12 protein-coding genes and 1 pseudogene are annotated in these 19,940 nt (G+C 66.0%); 9 read left to right on the forward strand and 4 right to left on the reverse strand.

Annotated features, from left to right (window positions below):
* The first annotated feature begins 570 nt into the window (after positions 1 to 570).
* From istA to BO226_RS21170, 3 genes are all read left to right on the forward strand, one after another.
* The gene (gene istA, locus BO226_RS21160; protein WP_059381859.1) at positions 571 to 2,205 is read left to right on the forward strand and encodes an IS21 family transposase; all 1,635 of its coding nucleotides are present in this window, start codon (positions 571 to 573) and stop codon (positions 2,203 to 2,205) included.
* Entirely contained in the window at positions 2,202 to 3,005 is an 804-nt protein-coding gene (gene istB / locus BO226_RS21165) for an IS21-like element helper ATPase IstB (RefSeq protein ID WP_039585263.1), read from the forward strand. Before istA ends, istB begins: the two co-directional genes overlap by 4 nt.
* 76 nt (positions 3,006 to 3,081) lie before the next feature.
* A complete protein-coding gene (locus BO226_RS21170) occupies positions 3,082 to 4,401 on the forward strand; it encodes a restriction endonuclease (protein WP_198040580.1) in 1,320 nt (439 codons plus the stop codon).
* Positions 4,402 to 4,789: 388 nt separating this feature from the next.
* Here BO226_RS21170 and BO226_RS21175 read toward each other — a convergent pair.
* Both BO226_RS21175 and BO226_RS21185 read right to left on the reverse strand, forming a co-directional pair.
* Positions 4,790 to 6,162 (reverse strand): annotated as a pseudogene (locus tag BO226_RS21175) (ISL3 family transposase).
* Positions 6,163 to 6,721: 559 nt separating this feature from the next.
* Positions 6,722 to 7,294, reverse strand: coding sequence for a hypothetical protein (locus BO226_RS21185; RefSeq protein ID WP_064257819.1), 573 nt, complete (start codon positions 7,292 to 7,294; stop codon positions 6,722 to 6,724).
* 240 nt (positions 7,295 to 7,534) lie between these two features.
* Here BO226_RS21185 and mobF point away from each other — a divergent pair, with 240 nt between their 5' ends.
* The gene (mobF, locus tag BO226_RS21190; protein ID WP_083543696.1) at positions 7,535 to 8,338 is read left to right on the forward strand and encodes a MobF family relaxase; all 804 of its coding nucleotides are present in this window, start codon (positions 7,535 to 7,537) and stop codon (positions 8,336 to 8,338) included.
* A gap of 53 nt (positions 8,339 to 8,391) precedes the next feature.
* Positions 8,392 to 11,406 (forward strand): Tn3 family transposase, encoded by a 3,015-nt coding sequence (locus BO226_RS21195; RefSeq protein ID WP_071935988.1) that lies wholly within the window; start codon positions 8,392 to 8,394, stop codon positions 11,404 to 11,406.
* A gap of 68 nt (positions 11,407 to 11,474) precedes the next feature.
* Here the strand turns inward: BO226_RS21195 and BO226_RS21200 are convergent, their stop codons facing one another.
* Positions 11,475 to 12,146, reverse strand: a complete 672-nt coding sequence (locus tag BO226_RS21200) for a TetR/AcrR family transcriptional regulator (RefSeq protein WP_064257764.1) — start codon at positions 12,144 to 12,146, stop codon at positions 11,475 to 11,477.
* A gap of 187 nt (positions 12,147 to 12,333) precedes the next feature.
* Between BO226_RS21200 and BO226_RS21205 the strand changes: the two genes are divergently transcribed.
* The 3 genes from BO226_RS21205 (at position 12,334) to BO226_RS21215 (ending at position 15,148) form a co-directional block, all read left to right on the forward strand.
* Entirely contained in the window at positions 12,334 to 13,875 is a 1,542-nt protein-coding gene (locus BO226_RS21205; RefSeq protein WP_064257765.1) for an MFS transporter, read from the forward strand.
* A 25-nt stretch (positions 13,876 to 13,900) separates the two neighbouring features.
* Positions 13,901 to 14,410, forward strand: coding sequence for a universal stress protein (locus BO226_RS21210; protein WP_010596699.1), 510 nt, complete (start codon positions 13,901 to 13,903; stop codon positions 14,408 to 14,410).
* A gap of 117 nt (positions 14,411 to 14,527) precedes the next feature.
* Positions 14,528 to 15,148: a recombinase family protein gene (locus BO226_RS21215; protein ID WP_010596700.1), complete on the forward strand. Its 621-nt coding sequence runs from the start codon at positions 14,528 to 14,530 to the stop codon at positions 15,146 to 15,148.
* A gap of 720 nt (positions 15,149 to 15,868) precedes the next feature.
* Here BO226_RS21215 and BO226_RS21220 read toward each other — a convergent pair.
* Positions 15,869 to 17,440, reverse strand: coding sequence for an FMN-binding glutamate synthase family protein (locus BO226_RS21220; protein WP_197481848.1), 1,572 nt, complete (start codon positions 17,438 to 17,440; stop codon positions 15,869 to 15,871).
* A 122-nt stretch (positions 17,441 to 17,562) separates the two neighbouring features.
* On the opposite strand from BO226_RS21220, the gene BO226_RS21225 reads away from it, so the two are divergent.
* Positions 17,563 to 19,938 carry an FdhF/YdeP family oxidoreductase gene (locus BO226_RS21225; protein WP_064256421.1) on the forward strand — a complete coding sequence of 792 codons (2,376 nt, stop codon included), beginning with the start codon at positions 17,563 to 17,565 and terminating at the stop codon, positions 19,936 to 19,938.
* Positions 19,939 to 19,940 lie beyond the last annotated feature (2 nt).

Genomic DNA, 19,940 nt, shown 5'->3' on the forward strand with positions numbered 1-19,940 from the left:
CAGATGCGCTGGCAGCGCCACGTGGCCTTCGGCGGTGCACCAGATGGGGAAGCGGTGCCATTCGGCGGCGTCGTTGCGGCGGGTGGCCGCGGCCGCGACCGGCGGCGGTGCTGGCGAGCTGCGTGACGGCTTCCTCGCCGCGAGGCGGAATCTGTGCTGACCGCTCCACCGGCATCCCATCGGTGACGCCGCGTCCGCTCTCGACCGAGAGCACCGGCGCGGCAGGGTCGACGGAGGTCGGCACGGGACTTCAAATGGACTCTGCAGGTGGTAGGTCGTGCCGGTCCGGGTGGCCGAATATCGTGGTAGTTCGACCGTCAACCGCGGCGCTCGTTCTTCCGCTTCCTTTTAAGAAGACACCCCCCTGGTAGCAGTGCATCCTGAACTCATGTCTGAATTGGGTTTGTCGTCTGCCATGAGCATGGGACCGGTGTGAGCTGATTTTGCCAGGGTGATGGGACCACCTGGATTGCCAGTTATGGGACCACCGGCGCGCCTTGCCGGTGATCTCGTCGTTTGCTCGTTCGATCGTCTGTGACAGCTCAAGCGAGGTCGCGGAGGTCGACGGGCATGGCTTTTCGGGAGATCAGTGTGAACGAGATCAGAGAAGTACTGCGACTATGGCTCGGGACAGCCGCTCTGCCGGCGCCTGGGCTGCGCACCATCGCAGACCACGCCGGGGTGGACCGCAAGACCGTCCGACGCTACGTCGACGCCGCCCAGACTGCCGGGCTGAACAGGGACGGCACTGCAGCCGACATCGATGACGAGTTGATCGCTGCGGTCGTCGACACCGTGCGCCCCGACCGGCCTCATGGACACGGTGCGGCATGGGAACAGTTGGTTCCTCACGAGCAGCAGATCACCAGGTGGGTGGCCGGGGACGATGAGCACAAACCGCTGACGATCACCAAGATCCACGTGCTCCTCGCCCGCCAAGGCTGTGTGGTGCCGTACCGGACGCTGCACCGGTTCGCTACCGAGCGGTGCGGTTTCGGCCGCAAGGACCTCACCGTTCGGGTCGTCGACGGAGATCCGGGTGTCGAATGCCAAATCGACTTCGGGTATCTGGGGATGCTCACCGACCCCGAGGACGGCCGATCCCGGAAAGTTCATGCCCTGATCTTCACCGCCGTGTACAGCCGGCACATGTTCGTGTGGTTGACCTATTCGCAGACGCTGGCGGCGGTGATCGCCGGATGCGAGGCGGCATGGAAGTTCTTCGGCGGGGTCTTCGCGGTCCTGATCCCCGACAACCTCAGACCCGTCGTCACCGCGGCGGACCCGATCACCCCGCGTTTCAGCGAGGGGTGGCTCGACTACAGCAGTCACGTCGGATTCATCACCGATCCCGCCCGGGTGCGGTCACCGAAGGACAAACCCCGCGTCGAACGCACCGTGCAGTACGTGCGCGGAAACTTCTGGGTCGGTGAACGTTTCACCGATCTCGCCGAAGCTCAAGAGTCCGTCGTCCGCTGGTGCAGCACCACCGCGGGCATGCGTATCCACGGCACCACCTGCGCACGACCGCTGGAGGTCTTCGACACTGCCGAACGACCCATGTTGTTGCCGGTGCCGGCGGTCTACGATGTGCCGATCTTCAAGGACGTGAAAGTGCACCGTGATTTCCACGCAGAAGTCGGGCGGGCGTTGTATTCGTTGCCGCAACAGTGGATCGGATCGACGCTGTCGGTGCGCGCCGACACCGAACTGGTGAAGTTCTATCACCGCGGCATCCTGGTGAAGATCCACCCCCGCACGCCGCCGGGTGGACGGAGCACCGACCGCGCTGACCTGCCCGAACACAGATCCGACTACGCGCTGCGTGATGTCACCTCTCTGATCGCCAAGTGCACCGCGCACGGGCCGAACATCGGCATCTACGCCGAACGCATCCTCGACGATCCGCTGCCGTGGACGAGGATCCGCAGCGTCTACCGTCTGCAAGGACTGGTCCGCCGCTACGGAGCCGAACGGGTCGAGCAGGCCTGCACCCTGTCGCTCGACCTCGACGTCGTCTCGGTCACCAAGATCGCCTCGATGCTCGAGCGCGCCACCGAAAAGACCTCGCCGGATCTGCCGAAAGCAGTCGGACACACCGCATCACGATTCTCACGTGATCCATCCGAATTCAACACTGCCGCAAATGCACCCACACTGTCAGTCGTCGGCGACAGCGCCGAGAACACGGAGATCCACCGATGAGCACCCACACCCGCACCGCAGCCACCGAACCTGTCGGTACCGACATGGTCCGACTGCTCAAAGCTCTCAAACTCGGGGCGCTGGCCGACACGCTGCCCGAACGCGCCGCCCTGGCCCGTCAACACAAACTCAGCCACATCGGGTTCCTCGAAGTGCTCCTCGCCGACGAAGTGAACCGGCGTGAATCACGTTCGGCGACACTACGAGCCACCAAGGCAGGACTCGACCCGGCGATGGTGTTCGATACCTGGAATGCGCTCGATGATCTGCGCTACGACCGGACACTCCTCGCAGATCTGACCTCATTGCGGTTCCTCGACAACCAGCAGTGCGCGATCGTTCTCGGCCCGGTCGGGGTCGGCAAGACCCATCTGGCAACAGCATTAGGGCACATGGCAATCCGGCGGCGACACAGTGCTCTGTTCGCGCGATCGGACAAGCTGTTCACCCGGCTCCGCGCAGCCCGATTGGATAACACCGTCGACGCCGAGATCCGCAGGTTGACCGCGATCGACGTGCTCATCATCGACGACTTCGCGCTGCGACCGCTCGATGCCACCGAAACCAACGACTTCTACGAACTCATCGTAGAACGGCACAAGAAGAAGACCACGATCGTCACATCAAATCGGGAGCCGTCGGAGTGGCTGACGATGACCGCAGACACCCTCCTCGCCCAATCCGCGATCGACCGGCTGACCTCCAGCGCCCACACCCTCGTCGTCGAAGGACCGTCCTACCGTCAACGCACCCGGCCCGGAGCAGTTGACGCCGCCACCGACAACACGCATCCTCAATAACGCGCCACGGTGGTCCCTACCCTCTGGCAATCAGGTGGTCCCATCAACCTGGCAAGCGACAGGTTCACCTGCGCCGGTGTCGACATCGGTGCTTTGGGATTCGATCGTTGGTGCGCAGCTCGAGGAACTTCTCTTTGGGCTTCTGGACGCGATGGGGGCGAAAGAGCTGGCCTGGCGAGCCGGCTCCCACAGTGGGGTCACCGCGATTGACAACGGCCGGGATCTCGAAGCGGTCTTTGTGCAGCCAACACCTGACGGGGAGGAGGATCGCACCCGTTGGTGGATCGAATCAAAGGGACGCGGAACAACAGTCCCTCGAGACGAAGTCACGACGGCGGTTAACAACTTGACTGCCAGAAATGATATCGACGTCTTCGTCTTCTGCACGAACAGCAGATTCTCCAACCCCACGCGGGACTGGGTGGCTGACTGGCAGAAGCTTCATCCTCGGCCAAAAGTGCGACTTTGGGATCGAGACACTCTTGATCGACTCATCCGCGATCACCCGACTGTCGCAGCTCGTACGCTGCCGCAAGCGCTCGATGATGCACAGCGCCTGACACTGCTCTCCGCCAGATTCTGGGAACTCGGGGAGACACCAACCCAGCAAGACTTGGATTACTTCTGGGAACGGCAGTCGGTCGTCCAGGCTGCCGACGACGAAAGACGAGCGATTGCGATGTTCACGTACGCGGAGTCGGACGAAGGACTCGCCGAACGCCCCTGGGGGACGCTGATACCTGACGAGCCGCTCGCGATCACCGAGACTCTCTACCAGGCCGCCTATGAGCTCCCGCGGCTCGGGGTGAGACCTCTGGCGCGACCGGTGGACGGGGGACAGACGGTGCGGGCTGCTGCGTACCTGATCATGTCGGTGATGCCCTATTGGCCGGCGAACCGATTGCACAAGGTGATCTTCAACCTTGGGGATTGTATCGAGGGAGACCATCTCCTCAAGAATCCAGAATTCATTGAAGCTTGGACCAAAATCGCCGTGACACCCATCCTTGGGCGAATCCAAGATGAGCTGGCCGATGTATGTACTGACGACTGCCCCCGGGTCATCACGGATCCCGTGCGAGCGTTCGCCCCACCCATTTTAGGAAAGCAATACTGGCGGCGATTCGGTCTGGGCGACGCACCTGACGCCCGGATCCTCACGATCGAAGAGATCAATGAGCCTTGTGTAGCCGGCCTCCCGCTCGACGCACACCGCCGGTGTCCGCTCATCTCGGATGTCGAGCAGAGCGTGACATTCCTAGAGGATCTATGCCACGTGTTTAAGTTTCGGCGAGAGTACCCAGAGGATCAGTACTGGAAGTTCAAGGACAAACCGGACTGGATGTGCAAGAACGAACCGGAGGATGGGGACTCATCCGAAGGCGGGGAGGTCTAAGCAGAAGCGCCGGCTTGGATGGTCTCTTGCCCACAGTCCAACATGGTTACTTTCCCAATTGAGGGGAATCGCTATTGAGGGAATCGCTACATCAGTGCAGTCTGGGCAGTCCGACCTGGTCGGGAGTCTTGTCGTCGCGCAGGCCCGCCAGCTGGGAGGCCGCAGGCGTCCGCTGCTGTAGTCGCGGTACTCGACGTCCCCCACAAGGATCGGATCGGCCCAATGAGCACCGCGGATTTCCCTGCGGGGCGCGGTCTTGAGCGGGCTGGTGACCCGTCCAGCCTTCTAAGCTACGCACGCGATTCGCGGCGGCACACTCGCACGACGGACCTCACACCCAGGACAGGACGAGCTCGGTGCTGGCCCGAGGATTTATGGCTCTTCGCAGTTAGCAGTGGCATTGACGCCGACTGGGTGTGCTCCGCCGGGAGCGGCGGGTGCAGGCCCACCGTACCCTGCGTCGCTGGTTGTCGGGGTTGCGGAATCCGAATGCGATCCGCCCGACGTGCTTGACGATTCGGTTGTAGCCCTCGCTGCGCGCGTTGGACAGGCCCGTCTGGATGGCCCGGACGATGGGGTCCTGCCAGGTCTCGACGGTGCGGGCCAGCGCGGTGACCTCGGGCACCGAGCAGGCCGCACAGAACTTGTAGAACCGATACAACGCGGCCCGGATCTCGTGCCGCAGCCCGCCGCGGGCGGTGCACGCGAGCAGGTCCCGCAGCAGCTCCTTGGCGATCCAGGCGGCGGCGATCTCCTCGCTGGGGTCGGCGGCGAGCAGCTTGGTGAACAGCTCGGTGCGCTGCTCGGCGGTGAGAGTCTCGGCGCCGCGCAGCAGCCGGCGACGGTTGATCCATTCGACATCGGACTTGCGGCCGCGCCGACCGCGGTGGGTCTGGGTGACCCGCCGGCGCACCGCATCGACGACTTCGTTGGCCTTCTTGACCAGGTGGAACCGGTCGACCACCAATTCGGCGTGCGGCAGCGCCTCACGTACCGCCTTGGCGTAGACCGACGACAGGTCGATAGTGATGTGGGTGATCTGCCGTCGCCACTGCTCGTCGCGTGCGTCGAGCCAGTCGATCACCGTCGCCGCGCTGCGGCCGTTGACCTGGGCGAGCAGGCCCTGATCGCCGCCGATGTCGACCAGGCCGGTGTCCCACCGGTCCACCCACCGCCGGGTTCCGGTGACCGGGTCGGTCTCCCACTTCGCCTTGCCGCGGCGGGTCTCGTCGATACCGAGGACGGTCACCGGCCCGGGCTCGTCGTCGAGGACGGTGTCGGCGACGGTGACGACCCGATCGTGGACGGTGTGCCAGCCGCACCGGTACTCGGCGGCGACGGCGGCCACCGAGCGGTCGTCGTCGAGGACGGCCGCGGCCATCATCGTCTTCGCCCGCGGGGTGACCCTGCTGCGGGGAGGGATGCCGGGCACGGACTCGGTGAACACCTTCCGATCGCATGAGGTGTTGGTGCACAACCACTTCCGCTTGTCCCATTCGAGTCGGGGGCGGTCGGGGCCGACCTGCACGTCGCGGGGACGGGTGGTCACCCAGCCCTTCGACCGTGTCGATTTCTGCCCGCACTGCGGGCACACCCCGACCCACCGGGGGTCGGTGCCGAGCCGGACGATCCGGCTGCCGTCGTCGAGGCGCCGCACCGATTCGACGACGACGCCGTCGAGATCGAGCAGCAGTGAACCACTACTGTGGAGCATGCCCGCGTTCCTTGCTGGTCTGGTTGCCTGAAGAACACCCAGCTCACAAGGGCGCGGGCCCTTTTTCAATCACCGACACGGCACGGGGTCGGACAACATCACGCCCCTACGAAGTGCGAAGAGCCGGATTTATCATCACTCGTCCTCCCATCGCCAACTGGTTGCAGTTTCTTCAGAACAAGGCGCCCTGCGAGTCACCTGAATTGATCTTCGCGCCGAACAGTGCTTCTTCGTCGTAGCGGTGTCGCAGTGCCTCACGAATCGCCAGGAACCGCTCGTACCGCGAACCCCCCTGCCCCGTCGAGCAGTGAACGCCCCGAGAGCCGGCCGAGGGCGATCGCGTAGCGCAAGTTCTCGCTATGCGTGGACTCCACGAGGTGGTCGTGTCCCACGCGCAGGCACAACAGCTCGTTGCACTTGTGCTCACACACCACATTCGGTTCGAGAACGCCACGACACTCGCCTTAGACGGCCGCAACGAGTTGTCCACCAACGCACCCACCGCGCGGTTGATCCGACGACTTCGAGACGAGGTACTCGATATTGCACTCCGGGAAGCCGAAGTCGAGTGACGGCTCGCTGTCGACGCTCATGACCGAAGCAATGTCATGACGCTGCGGTTACCGGCTGGTTGTCGTCGGCAGCAGGCAACGGGGCAGGCGTAGCCGTCGCGGACCAGGCGCCGATACCGGACGCGGCCAGGTCGTCCTTCGCCTGGTCAATGATCTTCTTCGCCTCCCGCGTGCTCACGCCCAGCAGCGGCGCAAGTTCGGCGGCCGAAGCGTTCGCACTGAACTCCACGATCGCGAGTGCGTACTCACGCAGCAGCGACGACTCCTGCTCCTGCTCTTCCGGCGTCAGGTGCGTGCCGGCCGACTCTGCTTCCGCCTGCACGGCCTCGATCTTGGCGGCGTACTCCTGCTGGATCTTCGCGATGCGCCGATCCCGGGCCTTCTCCAGCTTCTCGATCGTGCGCTGCGGCGTGGCCGCCCGTGATTCGAGCACCGCGTCGAGCTTCGCCAGTTGCGCCGCTGCGTCGTGGATCGGAGCTGCCAACGCCTCCAGCTCGGCCTGCCGTGCCAGAAAGCGCTCCCTTTCGCGCCGCAGGTTCTCCCGAACGTTCGGGGTGGTGTGCGGGCGCAGGGAGCGGCGCGCTGCCGCCTTCGAAGACGTGGCCATGGCCCGGGAGTGTATCGGCTCGCGGCGGTTCCACACCGCTGCACACTCGGGCGCCGTGTCGGATCACAACTTTGGTTCCATTTCCGCCGACCCCCTCCCCTGTTACCTCACGACGGCACCCCTCGTCACGTGCCCAGAACCGTCGAGGTTCTGGGCACGCCCGGGCTGACTGTGGTCAGCTCCAAAACTTCTACACACCTCATGCACTGAAGTGCCGACATGGCAAGATCAACTCCCGTGATGACTGTCCACAAGCTCAACGCTGGGGACGGCTACGTCTATCTGACCAAGCACGTCGCCAAGGGCGACGCCACCGAGTCCCGCAAACCCGATGCGGTCGATTACTACCTCGCCAAGGGCACCCCGCCCGGCATCTGGTGCGGCAAGCTGGCCGAGAAGGTCGATGTCGAGGTCGGCACCGAAGTCACCGAATCCGCGATGCGGTCGGTGTTCGGCGCGGCCCGCATCCCGAACGCCTTGGACACCAAACCCGGACCCGGAGCGTCGGCCGAAGAGCACCTGAACTGGTCCAGGAAGACCGCCCTCGGTCGGGCATTTTCGTGGTTTCAGAACAGCCAGGAATACGTCCACGACGTCGAAGAACTGTGCACCGCCTACAAGGCGCAGCACGGCGAGTACCCCACCACCGAGACGAAGAAGGCACTCCAGCTCTCCACCGCCCGCAAGCACCTGGGCCGCGAAAACGGTGAGACGGCAGACCTGCTCAGCGACGAACAGGTATGGCAGTTCATCACTGAGCAGTACAACAAGGCCCGTCAGCCAGTGGCCGGCTACGACCTGGTATTCACCCCGATGAAGTCGATCTCGTTGCTGTGGGGACTCGGGGACGAGGAGGTCAAGGCCGCGGTCGAAGAAGCGCACAGGCAGGCCGTGGACGAAGCGTTGGCCTGGATCGAGAACGAGGTGATCTATACCCGCCGCGGCAAGGGGGGTTCCGGTAGTAATCGCGCGGAAAACAACACATATGGCTGGACCAGCGGCGATGGTGTTGTGATCGGTTCGGGCTGCGGGCGGGTGCGGTAGGTGCTTGGCTTGGCTGCCGATGAGGTTGGTCGGTGTGCTGGAGGTCGGGTTTCATGGCGACGCAGGTATTCGCGGCTGAGGAGTTGGCGCGTCTGCGGGAGTTTCCAGAAGTCAGCCGCGAGGAGCTGTTCCGGTTCTTCACGCTGACGTCGGCCGATATCGCGTTCGTCGCGCCGGGGCGGGGGCGTGGTCCGGAGGATCAGCTCGGTCTGGCGGTGGCGTTGTGCACGCTGCCGTGGCTGGGGTTCGTGCCGGACAAGGTCGCCGCCGCGCCGCCGGTGGTGGTGGCACGGTTGGCGGATCAGCTGAAAGTCGATGCGTCGCAGATCCGTTCGTACGGCCGCCGGGCGCAGACCCGCACCGCGCATCTGCACCTGGTGGCCCAGTATCTGAGCTGGCAGAGCGCGGGTGCGATGGAGTTGAAAGAACTCGACGAGTTCCTGTTGGCGCGGGCGATGGAGCACGATTCCCCGACCCTGCTGTTTCGGTTGGGGTGTGAGTATCTGATCTCGGCGCGGGTGATCCGGCCCAGCCCCGACACCGTGGTCCGCCGCGTCGTGCACGCGCGTGAGCAGGCCCAACGAGAGACCTACGACCGGTTGGCGCATGAGCTGACGCCGCAACGCTGCGCGGAGTTGGACGGCTTGCTGGTCACCGATGTCTCGATCCGGATGTCTCGGTTGCGGTGGCTGTCGACGCCTCCGGTGGAGGCGTCGACAGCCGCTGTGCGCAACGAGGTCGAGAAGCTGGAGTTCGTGCGCGGTTTGGGCGCGGACACTCTTGATCTGTCGGTGTTGCCGACTGAGCGTCGCCGGTTCCTGGCCATGCTGGGCCGCCGTCTGACCGGGCAGGCGTTGGAGCGTCGCGATCCGCAGCGCCGGTATCCGATCTTGTTGACGGTGCTGGCGCAGTCGGCCGCTGATGTGCTCGATGAGGTGGTGGCGTTGTTCGATCAGGCGCTGTCGGGGAAGTTCAGTGCCGCGGAGAACCGGATGCGCGAGCAACTGGCCGACCGGGCGAAGACCGGGGAGGACCGGCAAGCGCTGCTGGATGACCTCCTATCCATCCTCATCGACCCGCAGATCCCTGATGAGGATGTGGGCGGGTTGATCCGGGGCGGAAGCATCGGGTTGGAGCGGTTGCGTGCGGCGATTGCGCAGGCCCAGCCGCGGTTGCCGCGTGATCACGGGCATCTGGCCGCTCTCGATAGTTCGTATTCGTATCTGAGGAAGTTCACTCCGGCGGTGTTGTCGGCGGTCCGGTTCTCCGGTGGTACGGCGGCGACGGAGTTGCTGATCGCGGTGGACATGCTGCGCGAACTCAACGCGACCGGTCGCCGCAAGGTGTTCGACGACGCACCGGCGGGGTTCGTGCCGACCAAGTGGCGCGGTTATCTCGAGGAGGCCCGCAAGACCGGCAATACCGTTGCCTATCGTCACTTTTGGGAGCTGTGCGTGCTGCTCGGGTTGCGGGACGGGCTGCGTACCGGGGACGTGTTCGTGCCCGGATCACGCCGCTACGCCGACCCGGCCGCCTACCTGCTCACCCCGACCCAATGGGAGCCGCAGCGAGCCGAATTCTGCCGCCTGGTCGACAAACCCGCCGACCCGGCCGCCGCGTTGGCCGCGCTCACCGACGAGTGGTTGACGGCGGTCGGTGAGCTGGAGCAGATGCTCGCCGCCGGTGACGGGCCGGTGCGCTTGGACGAGACCGGTGATCTGGTGATCTCCCCGCTGAGCGCCGAGGACATTCCGACCGAGGCCATCGAGTTGAAGGCCGAGCTGACCGAGATGCTGCCGTTCGCGCCGATCGTGTCGGTGCTGATCGAGATGGACAAGCGCACCGGCTACCTGGATTGTTTCACCCACGCGGGCGGCAAGCAGACGCGGAGCCCGGAGTTGAAACGCAATCTGATCGCGGTGCTGCTGGCGTACTCGACGAACCTCGGTCTCACCAATATGGCTGCGGCGTCGGGGATCTCCTACGACATTCTGTCCTGGACCGCGGAGTGGTATGTGCGGGAGGAGACGCTGCGCGCGGCGAACCTGGCGATCATCGGCTACCACCAGAGACTGCCACTGACCACGGTGTTCGGCACCGGCACACTCTCGTCATCGGACGGGCAGAGGTTCCCGACGCGCGGCAAATCGGTCACCGCCCGTGCGGTGAATCACTTCTTCGCCGAGGAGGGCCTGTCGACCTATACCCACGTCACCGATCAGCACACCACCTACGGCACCAAGGTCATCGTTACCACCCGCCGCGAAGCCCACTACGTCCTGGACGAAATCCTCGGCAACGCAACGGATCTGCCAGTCACCGAGCATGCGACCGATACTCACGGGGTCACCCTGGTGAACTTCGCGCTGTTCGATCTGCTGGGGATGCAGCTGTCCCCGCGTATCCGGGATCTGGGCAAGATCACCCTGTACCGGCCGGTGCCGCGCGCCGAGGCCGACACCCTGTTCCCGCACGCCGGCGCTCTGCTGACACGGAAGTTGAACCTGGACCTGATCGCCGAGCATTACGACGACCTGCTGCGGCTGGCCGGATCGCTGAAGTTCGGGCACGCCACCGCCTCGCTGCTGGTCGGCAAGCTCTCGGCGTCGGGAAGACAGAACGCCCTCGCCGCAGCATTGAAAGAGTACGGGGCGATGCGCCGCACCATCTATGCCTGCCGGTATCTGACCGACCCTGACTACCGGCGCAAGATCTCGCGCCAGCTCAACAAGGGCGAATCCATCCACGCCCTCAAACGTGGCCTCCTCTATGCCCACGAAGGAGCCTTCCGCGCCCGTCACTTGGAAGCCCAGACCGAGCAGGCATGGTGTCTGACCCTGGTCACCAACGCCCTCATCACCTGGACCACCGAGTATTACGGGCTGGCGGTCGAGCAGATGCGCCGGGCTGGGCGGCGCATCGACGAGGAGGTCTTGGCCCACATCTCGCCCGCGCACAGCGCCAACATCAACTTCTTCGGCGCGATCGAGGTCGACATCGACGCCGAGTTGGCTCAGCTCGGACCCACCGGCTACCGGCCGTTGCGGGTCCGCGACACCCTGTTCTGAATCCGAACCGACCGCGCGCCGGGGTGCGCAGACGAGGCGATCGGGCAGCGTGGCAGGGCTTTTGCCGACTACCCGCGGTGGGCGGTGAGGAAGTCGTCGACCAGGCGCGCGCAGTCGTCGTGATCGATGCTGTACAGCCCGGTCAGGCGGGCGAAGACGATCGGGCCCAGGAGTTGGATGATGGCGAAGCTGGTGTCGAGGTCGCCGAGGTGGGCGCGGGCCTCAGGGCTGGTGAGGATGTGGTCGAACGGTTCGCGGTAGCGGCGGATGACCTGGGCGCGCAGGGAGGTGACCGCGCCCGAGTCAGGGGGTGCGCCGGGGTCGGGGGTAATGGATCCCATGGCCAGCCAGGACAGGGTGGTCAGCTGGAGGGGAGCGTTCTCGATCAGGTCGGCTTGGGCGGTGAGCAACGCGATCAACTGCTCGCGCACGGGCCCGTCGTCGGGTGGGGTGTCCACGCGTGGGAGTAGGCGTTCGAAGGTGGCCGCGAGCAGGTGGGTGCTGCTGCCGAAGTGCCGGTAGAGGGTGGTGCGCGCGACTTTCGAGGTGCGGGTGACCGCGTCGATGGTGACCGCGTCGATACCGCCGGTGGCCAGCAGATGGGTGGCCGCGTCGAGCAACCGTGCCCGCGAGCGCGCCAACCGCGGATCGGCCTGATCGAGATCCGCGTCCTGCTCGCCGGTGGCGGAGTGGGGCGCGGCGGGTCCGGTGCGGGTGTCGGCCTGGTCGCGGGTGGTCATGGTCGGGAAGACCTCCAAGGAAACGGGCGGCGGTGAATGTGTCCGATTTCGACTCTATCGCAACCACTCTCGCCTGTGATACTCATGGTAGCGAAGCGATACCGATGGTTTCGTCGGGTGGGAGGTGCCGGTGAACGCACCGGAAACGACTGACGGTCACAGTGTGCTGGCGCGGGCCGAATGGTGGATGCTGACGGTGTCGTGCCTGGCGGTGGCGCTGGTCGTCGCGGCGATGGCTGCACTGTATTCGGCGTTGCCGCTGATCGCGGTCGCGACCGGGGCGACCCAATCGCAGCTGACCTGGATCGTCGACGGCTACACCCTGATCCTGGCGTGCCTGGTCCTGCCCGCCGGCGCGGTGGGTGACCGCTACGGGCGCCGCGTCGTGCTGATCGCGGGCCTGGCGGTGTTCTCCGTGGCCTCGGCGCTGCCGCTGCTCATGTCGGGGCCGGTGTGGCTGATCGCGGCCCGCGCGGCGGCGGGCGCGGGCGCGGCACTGGTGATGCCCTCGACCCTGTCGATCCTGACCGCGGGGCTGCCCGAAGCGCATCGCGGGCGCGCGGTCGGGGTGTGGGCTGGGGTCGCCGGGTCCGGTGCGGTGCTCGGGATCCTCGGCTCGGGACTGCTGCTGGCGCGGTGGTCGTGGGAATCGGTGTTCGTGGGACTGACCGTGGCCGGGGTGGTGCTGGCCGCGCTGGCGTGCACCATCGCCGAATCCCGCGAGCGGGAACACCCGCCGGTGGACTGGGTGGGCGCGGTGGCGGTGGCGATCGCGATCGCGGCGATCGTGTTCGCCTGCGTCGAGATCCCCGCGCGCGGCTGGCTCGACCCGCTCGTGACCCCCACCCTCGCGCTCGGTGTCGCCGCGGCGGTGGTGTTCGTGATCATGGAGTTGCGGGTCGCCGCGCCGCTGCTGGATGTGCGGTTGTTCGCCCGGCGGGGGTTCGGGGCCGGGTCACTGTCGGTGACCATCCAGTTCCTGGTCACCTTCGGGGTGTTCCTGCTGCTGGTGCAATACCTGCAATTGATCCTCGGGTACGGGCCGCTCGGTTCGGCGCTGGGCCTGGTGCCGATGGCGGTGCCGCTGGTGGCGATCTCGGTGATCGCGCCGTGGCTGTCGAGCCGGGTCGGGCTGCGGGCGATGACCGTCACCGGGCTGCTCGCCATCGCGACCGGACTCTTCCTGGTGAGCCGGTTGACCCTGGCCGCCGACTACCCAGACCTGTTGTGGCCGTTGCTGATCCTGAGCGCCGGGCTGGGATTGTGCACCGCCCCGGCCACCTACGCCATCGTCGCCGACACCCCCGTGGCCAAACACGGTGTCGCCGCCGCCGTCAACGACGCCGCCCGCGAGATCGGCGCGGCCATCGGAATCGCCGTATCCGGCAGCGTGCTCGCCGCCGGATACACCCACCACATCCAACCCGCCCTGCCCCAGCTGCCCGAACCCGCTCGCGGCCCGGTCGCCGACTCCCTCGCCGCCGCCCTGCAGGTCGCCGACCGCGCCGGACCCGCCGCCCAGCCACTGGCCGAATTCGCCAAGACCGCGTTCGTACACGGCAGCACCCAGGCCGCGCTCGCGCTGGCGGCCATCACCGCGGCCGGAGCACTCGCGCTGGCCATCCTCGCCCCCGGACGCACACCCCGGCCCACCCCCACCACGACCACGACCACGACCACGACCACGGTGCGCGAACCGGCATCCACACTGCAGGACCCCCACAGCTGATACTCACCGTGAAAGGGAGGTCGTCATGACGGCCTACCACACCATCCTCGTCGACACCGACGGCTCCGACCGCTCCTACCGGGTGATCGACCACGCCGCCGAACTCGCCCGCGCCAGCCACGCCCGCCTGCTCATCCTGTGCGCCCGCCACGACATCGACGCCCACACCCTCGGCCCCGACCTCGACCGGCTCGGACCCGACGCCTACCAACTCCGCGGCACCACCCCCACCGACACGATCCTGCGCACCGCCCGCCACCACGCCACCGCCCACGGCGCCACCGACATCACCACCCACATCCTGGCCCCACCCACCCTGCACGCCCTGCTGCACCTGGCCGCCACCACCGGCACCGACCTCATCGTCACCGGCCACCCCCACCGCCACCCGCTGCTGGCCCGCTGGCTACCCACCCTGCCCATCGAACTCGCCCGCCACGCCCACTGCGACATCCTCATCGTCCACGCCCCGCCCGACAATCCACCCCACCTGCCACCGAACCCCGCAGACCGGCACTCGACGACTGTCCCGTAAGCCGATCGGCCACCGGAACACCACGATCCGCGGACTGCCGCCCAGCTCGCAGGTGTTCCGTAGAGGTGTTCCGCGTACCGTCCCGCTCAACCCCCGCTATCCGGAACAATTCCGGGTATGGGTGAACCGTTCCGCGTCGGATACTGCCGTTGCTCCACCGATGAACAAGACGTCGAGATCCAAACCGACCAACTCCTCACTCTCGGCGTTCCACGCGACCGGATCTTCATCGACACCGGGTTCTCCGGCACCACCCGCCGCAACCGCACGGGCCTCGACAACGCGCTCGCCGCAGTGACCTCGGCAGCGGCGGCCGTCAGCGGGCGGCAGGTCGTGCTGACCACAACGAAATTCGACCGATTCGCCCGCAACATGGCCGAAGCCGGAGAAATCCTCACCGACCTGCGCAAGCGCGATGTCCTGTTCGGGCTCGGCAGCTCCGTCTACGACTGGAACGACCCGTTCGGCAAACTCTTCCTGCAAACCCTGGCCATGGTCGCCGAATTCGAGGCCAACCTGGGCCACCTGCGCACCCGTGAAGGCATGGCCAAGGCCCGCGCCAAGGGCCGCCTCAAGGGCAAACAGCCGAAACTGCCTCTCGCAGCACGCAAAACGATCCACCGCCGCTACCACGACCCCGGCGACGACGCCAGCCTGGCCGACCTCGCCGAGGAATACAGCGTCGGTCGCTCCACCATCCACCGCATCATCAGCAGCCCCGCCCCACCCCGCATCTGACGCAAACCAGCGCACCGCCCGAGCCGATCACGACGGCATCGTCGCTGGTCCAGCCATATGTGTTGTTTTCCGCGCGATTACTACCGGAACCCCCCCACAGAGGATCCCCGGTAGCAACTCGCACGTGCCAGCGGGCTTGACGGCCTCTCGACGTGGCGTCCTTCGGATCGCAGGATGGCGCTGATTGGCGGGGTCACCCTTGCGCAGTTCCGCCACTGCGATAAATCATGGATAACCCCGATTATCCATCAAATGTGGAAGAGGCGAGAAGGGGCGATCGGTGGTCGCAGCACCCCGGGGGACGGGATGATCCCGCGCCACCAACATGCGCATCGTCCGCGCGATCTGCGGCGCGCAACGCGCACGCGACGACCACACGGTGCTGCCGCAACGCCGCATCGGTGAACCGTGGGTCGGTGCAGTGTGCGCGTCGCTGCGGCATGGCACCCGATGCATGAGCAGCCGAACGCGCGTCGAGCGGATCGGCGGCTCGATCCGGCACGGGCGCCGGCAGGCCGGTCGCAGTCCGGAGGTGGGCCGGACTCGAGCCAGAGGCCGAGTGACAGGTGGGGCCCATCGCATCGATTCGGGCGAACCAGGGATCTTCGAACGCCTCGGACGCCCTGCCGCACCTGTCCGGAGGAGGTCCGGTTCCACTCTAGTTAACATAACGAGGCATTATCGGCCGCATCGCTTTGTCGATCTTTTGACCACAGGTGATTACGAGGTCGCCGTCGACTCCTCCGTCCCACCCGGTGTCGTCACCGCTTCCACGGTCATCAGACGCGTGATCTCCTCCCGGTCCGCCTGCGACGGCAGTCCCCACCCGTCCCTGTAGCCGTACAGCTCCCGCAGGGTGACGGCGCGTCGATTGCCGTCGGCGATCTCGATGTCGTCGACAGTGATGAGGCCGGGATGCGCCACACCCGTCGCCTGCGCGATCTTGAACACGTCGCGGCGGAGGGCTTCGATGTAGTCGGCGACGCGGTCGGCCTTGGTCGGGACGTCGAGTCCTCGGGTGAGCCAACGGTTCTGCGTCGCTACGCCGGTGGGGCACCGGTCGGTATGGCATTTCTGCGCCTGGATGCATCCGATCGAGAACATCGGTTCGCGGGCGACGTTGACCATGTCGCATCCGAGCGCCATCGCCACCACCGCGTTGTCGGGCAGGCCGAGTTTGCCGGCACCGATGAAGGTGACGTCGTCGGTCAAGCCGGCTTCGGCGAATGTCGCGTAGACCCGCGCGAAGCCGCTGCGGAACGGAAGCGATACGGCGTCGGCGAACACCAATGGTGCAGCGCCGGTTCCACCTTCGCCGCCGTCGATGGTGACGAAGTCGACTCCGCGGTCGGTCTCGCTCATCTGGCGTGTGAGTTCGTCCCAGAAGGTCGTGTCGCCCACGGCGGACTTGATCCCCACGGGAAGTCCCGTTTCGGCTGCGAGCAGTTCGACCCAGTCGAGCAGGCTGTCGATGTCGTGGAACTCCGTGTGCCGCGACGGGCTCACGCAGTCCTTGCCGACGGGGATTCCACGGACCTCGGCGATCTCCGGGGTGACCTTGGCTCCGGGTAGCAATCCGCCCAGTCCGGGCTTGGCGCCTTGGCTGAGTTTGATCTCCAGGGCACGCACGGGTGCCGATTCGACGACCCGCTTCAGTCGTGCGGGGTCGAAGTGTCCGTCCTCGTCGCGGCACCCGAAATAGCCGGTGCCGATCTGGAAGATCAATTCTCCGCCGTTGCGGTGGTACGTCGTCAGGCCGCCTTCACCGGTGTTCTGCAGGCATCCGGCCGTCCCGGCACCCCGGTTGAGTGCTTCCACGGCGGCACCGGACAGCGAACCGAAGCTCATCGCCGAGATGTTGACGAACGACTCGGGACGGAAGGCACGGGTACGTCCCCGGGCAGCGCCGAGCATCTTCGCGGACGGGAGCGACACCTTGTCGCCCCCGTGAGGGGCACTCGACGGCGGCAGGTCCGAGAACGTGCGGTGCTTGATGATCGTGTACCCGTCGGTGTACTCGATGTCGTTGTCGCTGCCGAATCCGAAGGTGTTGGTGACGTTCTTCGACGAAGCGTATATCCACCGGCGCTGATCGCGGTTGAACGGCCGTTCCTCGTTGTTGTTCGTCGTGATGTACTGCCGCAGTTCGGGTCCCAGCGACTCCAGCAGATAGCGACCGTGCCCGAGAATCGGGAAGTTGCGTAGCAGCGAATGGCGCTTCTGCACAAGATCGTAGGCACCGACAGCGGCCGCCGCAGCGGCCGGGATTCCGAGCATTTTCGACCGTCCCATTTCCCGAGAGTACGTCCGGGTGGGGCTGCGCGATGCGGGTCCGGGCGTAATCGCCGACCCGTTTCGGCAGGCGGCGGACCGGGGTACTCCTCGGCAAACCGTGCGTGGGGAGAGGTGATCGAATGCGGAACCGTGACCGGCGGGCCGACTACGACGAAGGCGACCTCGAGGTCGAAGACCGGAAGAAGGCCGCAGCGGGTGTCACCGGCGTCGCCGTGGCGGTGAAGCGATCCCTCGAGCAGATGGGGCTGGTGCGTTCGGTCGAGACACTGCTCGAGTTGAACCAGGCCGAAGGGTTCGACTGCCCGAGTTGCGCGTGGCCCGATCCCGACCCCGGTCACCGCAAGATCGCCGAGTTCTGCGAGAACGGCGCCAAGGCCGTCGCCGAGGAGGGCACCAAGCGACGTGCCGACCCGAGCTTCTTCGCCAGGTACAGCATCGCGGAACTGGCCGAGCACAGCGAGCTGTGGCTCGGCAAGCAGGGCCGCATCACGCATCCGATGGTCAAGCGGCCCGGCGCCACGCACTACACCCCGATCGAGTGGGACGAGGCCTTCACCCTCATCGGTGAACAGCTGAAGTCGCTGGACAGCCCCGATCAGGCCACCTTCTACACGTCCGGACGGGCATCGAACGAAGCGGCCTTCGTGTACCAGCTGTTCGCGCGGGCGTTCGGGACCAACAATCTGCCCGACTGCTCGAACATGTGCCACGAGTCCACGAGCATCGCGCTGCAGGAGTCGATCGGCATCGGCAAGGCCAGCGTCACGCTCGACGATGTGCACCACGCCGAGCTGATCATCCTGCAGGGGCAGAACCCCGGCACCAACCACCCGCGCATGCTCACCGCACTCGAAGAGGCCAAGCAGAACGGCGCGAAGATCCTGACGATCAACCCGCTGCGCGAAGCGGGGCTGGTCAACTTCCGGAACCCGCAGACACCGCGCGGCGTGCTCGGTCGGGGAACGGATCTGTCCGACCTGCATCTGTCGATCAAGGTGAACGGCGACCTCGCGCTGTTGCAGGCGTTCGGGTCGCTCCTCGTCGAATGGGACGCGCTCGACCACGACTTCGTGCAGAGCCGCACCCGGGGATTCGACGAATGGGTCGAACACGTCCGGGACATCGACTGGGACGAGGTGGTCGCCGCGACCGGCCTGTCGCGTCAGCAGATCACCGAGGCTGCGCAGATGCTGCGACGCTCGAAGGCAACGGTCTTCTGCTGGGCCATGGGCCTGACTCAACACCGCAACGCGGTCGCGACCATCAAGGAGATCTGCAATCTCGCATTCGCGCAGGGCAACATCGGTAAGCGCGGCGCCGGCCTCATGCCCGTGCGCGGACACTCGAACGTCCAGGGCGACCGCACGATGGGGATCTGGGAACGCGCACCGCAGAGTTTCCTCGACGCGGTCGAGAAGGAGTTCGGCTTCGATCCTCCTCGTGAGAACGGTTACGACACGGTCGATTCGATCAAGGCGATGCGCGACGGCAAGGTGCGGTTCTTCCTCGGCCTCGGCGGCAACTTCGTGCAGGCGGCACCCGACACCGCTGTCACCGCGGAGGCGATGGCAGGTATCGACATGACGGTGCACATCTCGACGAAACCCAACCGTTCCCATCTGGTCTGCGGCAGAACGGCATTGATCCTCCCTACGCTCGGGCGCACCGACAAGGACGTCCAGGCCTCGGGACCGCAGTTCGTGTCGGTCGAGGACACGACGTGCGCGGTCCACGCCTCCCGAGGACCGCTGAAACCGCCCAGCGAGCACGTGCGTTCGGAGGTCGCGATCATCACGGGCATCGCCGAGGCCACGCTCGGCGACCGCTACGGGATCGACTGGAAGGCGATGCGCGACGACTACGCGAACATCCGCTCGCGCATCTCCCGCGTCGTCCCGGGTTGTGAAGGCTACGAGGTCAATGTCCGGCGTCCGGGAGGGTTCATCCTGCCGCATCCGCCTCGCGATACCCGAAGCTTCGAGACCGATTCGGGTAAGGCGGAATTCGCCGTCTCGCCGGTAGAAGTGGTTCAGGTCCCGCCGGGGCATCTGTTGCTGCAGACGATGCGCAGTCACGACCAGTTCAACACCACCATCTACGGCCTCAGCGACCGCTACCGCGGGATCGAGGGCGGCCGTCGCGTCGTGTTCATGCACCGGGACGACATCGCCGCACTGGGTTTCGACGACGGAGACTTCGTCGACCTGTTCACACGATGGGACGGCGACGACCGCGAACGGTGCGCCACGAGGTTCCGGATCGTCGAGTACGACCTGCCGAGGGGAAGTGCGGCCGCCTACTATCCGGAGACCAACCCTCTCGTCCCGCTCGATTCGACTGCACTGAAGAGCAACTGCCCCACCTACAAGTCGATCGTGATCTCCCTGACGCCCGCCGGAAGTCGCGACGACGAGTGCCCGGATGTGCTCGGAACCGCGCCCGCGGGATCGGACTGGTCGCACAAGACGACCCCGGAGCCGAAGCACCTGTCCTGACC

It is taken from the genome of Rhodococcus sp. 2G (assembly GCF_001886355.1).
GTDB lineage: Bacteria > Actinomycetota > Actinomycetes > Mycobacteriales > Mycobacteriaceae > Rhodococcus > Rhodococcus pyridinivorans.